Origin of the sequence: Proteiniphilum sp. UBA1028, from assembly GCF_002316955.1 — a bacterium.
GTDB lineage: Bacteria > Bacteroidota > Bacteroidia > Bacteroidales > Dysgonomonadaceae > Proteiniphilum.
Genome location: NZ_DCEN01000043.1, coordinates 13,229 through 19,391, shown reverse-complemented (window position 1 = coordinate 19,391; position 6,163 = coordinate 13,229). Strand labels below are relative to the sequence as shown.

Below are 6,163 nucleotides of genomic sequence, written 5' to 3'. Positions count from 1 at the left end.
GCGCTCCATCCCACTGACGAGGGGGCGGGAATTATAGCCAAAACCATATACAGCAGCATTACGGGTAATTATGGAGGGTTGCAGCTACCGGACATCTTCACAAACAATATGGTGATGCAGCGTAACAGACCGGTAAAGTTTTGGGGAATCGCCGATGTGGCCACAGAGGTGATTGTGCACTTTGCGGGGAAAACAAAAAAAACACAAACCGGACACAACGGGAAATGGACAATTGACTTTCCCCCGATGAAGACGGGAGGGCCCTACAGTGCCACCATAGAAAACGAAAAGGCCTCCATACGGCTTACCAACATCCTGGTAGGAGAAGTATGGATCTGTTCCGGCCAATCGAACATGGCGTTTCTGCTCCGGGATGCCGCCACAGCAAGGGAAGATATCCCCCGCACCGCCAACAGCCAGCTTCGCTTCTTCGACCAGAAGGAGATTGCTCCAACCGCAGCCGTGGAGTGGAACGACAGCGTGCTGACACAAGTAAACCGGCTGAATTATTACCATCCAGCCACCTGGACTCTTTCCGACAGCGTAACAGCAAGCCGCTTCTCCGCCGTTGCCTACCATTTCGGAAGGATGCTGCAGGAGCAACTGGGTGTGCCGGTGGGACTGATACAGAACGCCATCGGCGGATCACCCACAGAGGCATGGATCGACCGAAAGACAATGGAACGCAACCCGCTGTTAGTCGACTTCTTCAGCAATTGGAACAATAACGATTTCGTCGACGGATGGGTGCGCGAACGGGGCATGCAGAACATCGCCCGTGCCGGCAGGAATCCCTTCCAACAACATCCCTACAAACCCTCCTATCTTTTTGAGACCGCGATGGCACCATATGCCGGCTATCCTATTGCCGGTGCCATCTGGTACCAGGGTGAGTCGAACGCCAACAACGTGGAACTGCACGAACAGCTGCTCCCCACCATGGTAGAGAGCTGGCGCAACGCCTGGGGTGAGAGCTTCCCGTTCTACTACGTGCAGCTCTCCAGCATGGAGAGGGGACGCGAATCGTGGGGACACTTCCGCGACAGCCAGCGCAGGTTAATGAAGCGGATCGCCCGCACCGGCATGGCGGTCTCTTCCGACCTGGGCAACCGAACCGATGTCCACCCCCGCCAGAAGAAGGAGGTCGGTGAGCGACTGGCCCGCTGGGCACTGTCCGACAGCTACGGAAAAAATATCCGTAAAAGCGGCCCACTCTTTAAAGAGGTGCGCTTCGAGGAAGAAAAAGCGGTCGTCACCTTTGGCGAAACGAAACGCCTCCGAACGTCGGACAACAAATCCGTAAGGGATATCGAACTGGCGGGAGAGGATAAGATGTTTCATCCGGCTACAGCAATGATCCGGGGTAACGCCCTGGAGGTAACCTGCGACAAGGTACCTCATCCCGCGTTCGTGCGCTACGGCTGGAGCTCCTACACCAACGGGAACCTGGTCAACGAGGCAGGTCTGCCCGCCTCCACCTTCTCTTCGGAGTACCCATAAATAAGCGAAGCCTAATTTTCAATCTGCATCATTGTAACTAGTATGTTGAAATCAATACGAAAAAAAACGATATAAAAATGACAACCCTGTCCTGTCTGCTGGCTGCCATGTTGCTTCTCTCCTGCAACACAGAGAAGAAAAGCGAACCGTTACAGCTGCTGCCACAGCCACAGATGCTCACCCTTTCCCCTTCCGGGCAACACCGGCTGCATCAGGGAATGCCAGACCCTTCTGTCGTTGCCGAAAGACTGATCGCTGCAATCCCCGAAGTGGAGGTAAATGCCGAAGAGGCCTACCGCCTCCGGATTACACCCGATTCCATCCTGATGGAGGCCACCACGGAGAAGGGGATCTACTGGGCACGGCAGACACTGAACCAGCTCATCGCCTCTTCCGGAGGGAACACCCTCCCTGCGCTGGAGATTACCGACTGGCCTGCCTTCCGCGTACGCGGCTTTATGCACGACGTGGGGCGCAGCTTCATCTCTGTGGAGGAGCTAAAAAAACAGATATCCCTGCTCTCTCAGTACAAGATCAATGTCTTCCATTGGCATTTGACAGAAAATCAAGGCTGGCGCCTGGAAAGCAGGCGTTATCCGCAGCTGAACGACAGCAGCAGCTTCACCCGGTTGCCCGGAAAATATTACACCATGGAAGATGCCCGGGAGATTGCGGTACACTGCAAGACACACAACATGCTGTTGATACCGGAGATCGACATGCCCGGTCACAGCGATGCCTTTGCACGGGCGACGGGCGTGGATATGCAGTCAGAGAAAGGAATGAAAATCCTGAAAGATCTGATGGAAGAGATCTGCACCGAAGTTTTTCCGGAAGTACCCTACATCCATATTGGTACGGACGAAGTAGAGTTCACCAACCCTGTCTTTGTGCCGGAGATGGTAGCACATATACGGGGGTTAGGTAAAAAGGTGATCTCCTGGAACCCCGGATGGAACTACCAACCGGGAGAGATCGATGCCACACAGCTCTGGAGCTACCGCGGCAAGGCACAGCCCGGCATTCCCGCCATCGACTCCCGTTTTCACTACATCAACCACTTCGATGCCTTCGGCGATATCGTGGCCCTCTACAACAGCAGAATCTACAACAGCGATAAGGGCAGCAACGACATCGCCGGAACCATCCTCGCCATCTGGAACGACCGCCTGCTGGAGGATGAGGAACAGATCATGGCGCAAAACTTCTTCTATCCCAACATGCTCGCATTGGCCGAACGGGCCTGGCTGGGGGGCGGATCGGAATACTTCGACAAAAACGGCGTCATCCTGCCAATAGATGAAAAGGAGGAGACCTTCCGCTCGTTTGTCAATTTCGAACACCGCATGCTATGGCACAAGGAACACAATTTTGCGGGTAAATCTTTCCCGTATGTACAACAGACTCAGGTGAAGTGGCATATCATCGATCCGTTTCCCAATGGGGGCGACCTGTCAGCGGTTTTCCCCCCGGAAAAAGCACTCAGCGACAGTTATTTGTACAACGGACAAACCTACGCTGTTCGTCCTGCCATCGGTGCCGGCATCTATCTGCGGCATGTGTGGGGCAACATTGTACCGGCTTTTTACGAAAACCCGCAGGAGAATCACACCGCCTACGCTTACACCTGCGTGTGGTCGCCAAAAGAACAAACAGTGGGCCTTTGGGTATCTACCCAAAATTACAGCCGCTCCGAGAGCGACCTACCTCCGCCGCTGGGAGAATGGGACTATCGCGGCAGTCGTATATTTATCAATGATAAGATTCTGTCACCTCCAGTCTGGGAAAACAGGCATACAGAGAAAACAAACGAAATTACTTTGAAGAATGAGAATTTTACGGCCCGCCCCCCGCTGCCTGTGGACCTGAAGAAAGGGTGGAACAAGGTGCTGCTGAAGCTGCCTGTCGGCAAATTCAACACTCCGGAAGTACGGCTGCAAAAGTGGATGTTCACGTTTGTATTTGTGACCCCCGACGGGAAAGATGCCATGCCGGGATTGACTTACGATCCTTCAAAAATAAATGAAAAATAACATGCATACCGTTCTTTCCGGGATATCACGATGGCTGTTCGTTGCATTCCTTGCAGCAGTACCGGCATCGTGCCGTCATTCCAAAAGCGACACAAACCACAGCGAAACCATGCAAATTAATTGGGAAGAGCTATCAACCGACGGATTGCAGGGCAATCTGGCCAAAGGTGTCTCGGCAGCATACGCCGCACTGATCAACGGCAATCTGATTGTGGCCGGTGGCGCCAACTTCCCGGAGAAGCTGGGGTTTGAAGGCGGAAGAAAATTCTTCTACAACGACATCGTACAGTTTGACGCTTCAACCAACAAGTGGAAGCTGGTCGGTCATTTGCCGGATTCCTCAGCCCATGGCGTATCGGTTCCCGTTGCCGGGGGTGCATTGTGGATTGGCGGAAATAACGCTTCGCAGTCGCTGAATAAAGTGTACGCCGTTTCTTTATCGCCAAAAGGCACTGTAAAGTTGACCCCCTTTCCGGCATTGCCGGCAGCGATGGACAATTTTGCGGGGTGCTCATCGGGCGATATGGTCTTCGTGGGCGGCGGCAACATGAACGGAGCTCCGTCAAATGTGTTTTACTGCATCAATGTCAAAACAGACAGTGCATGGACGGAACTGCCTCCTTTTCCCGGTATCCCTCGCCTTCAGGCTGTCATGGTTTCCATGGAGGAGGAGGGGAAAACGTATGTGTACCTGTTGGGAGGTTTCTTTGGCGGCGACGAAACCTCTGTGCCGGCCATGGCAACAGAGTTGCTGAAATACGATGTTTCCGCAGGAGCATGGACAAAAGCAGGCGATCAGATGGATCCCGGCACACAGAAACCGTTCTCTCTGGGAGGGGCGACTGCAATGCAGCTGGACAACCGCTATATTCTTTGTCTGGGAGGGGTCAACCATACTATTTTCCTGGATGCCCTCACCGCGCAGTACAAGATTGCCCATAACCCGGCACTGTCAACCAGGGAGAAAGAAAAACAGAATCTGGAATTCTCAAAGAGATACATGACGCAGCCGCCGCAGTATTACAGGTTTAATTCGGAATGCCGAATTTTCGATACGAAAACGAACGAATGGCACACCATCGACAGCACCCTCAACGCAGCCCGGGCAGGGGCAACGCTTGTCGGGGACAGTCGCAAGTTCTATGCCGTGCAAGGTGAACTGAAACCGGGAGTGCGTTCCCCTGAAACATGGAGAGGAGAAATAAAGATACGATGATGTACCGTCAATGTCCACGAAAGAAATCAACAAAAAATCAAAATAATAGTTTTATCATATGAGAAATGACAAATATTACCCCTGGGTCCTGGTCGGCTTGCTTTGGGTGGTGGCACTACTAAATTATCTTGACAGGCAGATGCTTTCCACCATGCAGTCATCGATGCAGATAGACATCAGGGAGCTGGCCGTCGCAGAGAACTTTGGAAGGATCATGGGCATCTTCCTGTTGATATATGGACTGATGAGCCCTATTGCAGGAGTGATTGCCGACCGAATCAATCGCAAATGGCTTATTATCGGAAGTTTATTTGTCTGGTCGGCGGTGACCTACGGCATGGGGTATGCCCAAACGTTTCAACAGGTCTATTGGCTGCGTGCACTCATGGGCGTGAGCGAAGCGCTGTACCTGCCGACCGGCCTGGCAATGATTGCCGATTTTCACAGTTCCAAAACAAGGTCGCTGGCCATCGGCATACACATGTCGGGACTCTACACGGGTCAGGCTCTGGGTGGATTTGGTGCTACCATCGCTGCAAGCTACTCCTGGCAGACTGTTTTTCACTGGTTCGGAATTGCCGGGATCATTTATTCGATCCTTCTTATATTCCTTATGTACGACAAGGAAGGGCATGCCGGCACGAAAACCGCGAAACTACAGGTCAATCCGCAAAGTAGTTCCACGAGAAAAAAAACCGTCTTCCAATCTCTTGGCCTTATCCTCGGCACTCTTTCGTTCTGGATCATGCTCTTTTACTTCATGGCTCCTAGCTTCCCGGGGTGGGCGACCAAAAACTGGCTTCCTACGTTGTTTTCCGAAAACCTGGGGATTGAGATGGCCAAAGCAGGCCCCATGGCCACCATCTCCATCGCTATCGCTTCGTTCATCGGCGTGCTGATTGGCGGACCGCTCTCTGACCGATGGGTACAGAAAAATATTCGGGGCAGGATCTACACCAGCGTCATCGGGTTGACGCTAACGCTCCCCTCACTGGTACTCCTGGGATATGGGCACTCGTATGTCGGCCTGATTGGTGCCGCGATGCTCTTTGGCATTGGCTACGGGATGTTCGACACAAACAACATGCCGATACTTTGCCAGATCATTCCCCAAAAATATCGTGCCACCGCATACGGCATCATGAACATGATGGGTGTCTTTGCCGGGTACGCTGTCACCCTCATGCTGGGGAGCTCCACCGATGCCGGCAACCTGGGTGACGACTTCAGCAAGCTCTCCGTAGTGGTGCTGGCCGCCATTGTCCTGATGCTTCTATTCGTGAAGCCCAAAGGGGAACTCACCTATCCCGAAGAAGAAAAAATAACCACTAAATAAGAACGACAATGAAACAATTTGAAAAAATTAAAGGGTTAATTGTGGCGCCTTTCACCCCCTTTGACAAAAAAGGCGAAG

General features: G+C 52.8%; 4 protein-coding genes. All 4 read left to right on the top strand.

All coding sequences use genetic code 11. The features are described 5' to 3' along the window. The coding region (locus B3Z75_RS07405) for a sialate O-acetylesterase (RefSeq protein WP_294069377.1) at positions 1-1,500 on the top strand (1,500 nt) is incomplete at its 5' end. Positions 1,501-1,577: 77 nt separating this feature from the next. Continuing rightward, positions 1,578-3,533, top strand: a complete 1,956-nt coding sequence (locus tag B3Z75_RS07400) for a family 20 glycosylhydrolase (RefSeq protein WP_294069368.1) — start codon at positions 1,578-1,580, stop codon at positions 3,531-3,533. Continuing rightward, a complete protein-coding gene (locus B3Z75_RS07395; RefSeq protein ID WP_294069359.1) occupies positions 3,523-4,749 on the top strand; it encodes a cyclically-permuted mutarotase family protein in 1,227 nt (408 codons plus the stop codon). The genes B3Z75_RS07400 and B3Z75_RS07395 overlap by 11 nt, the downstream gene beginning before the upstream one ends. A gap of 58 nt (positions 4,750-4,807) precedes the next feature. Further along, on the top strand, positions 4,808-6,085 hold the full coding sequence (locus tag B3Z75_RS07390; protein ID WP_294069350.1) for an MFS transporter: 1,278 nt from the start codon (positions 4,808-4,810) through the stop codon (positions 6,083-6,085). The last annotated feature ends 78 nt before the right edge of the window (positions 6,086-6,163 follow it).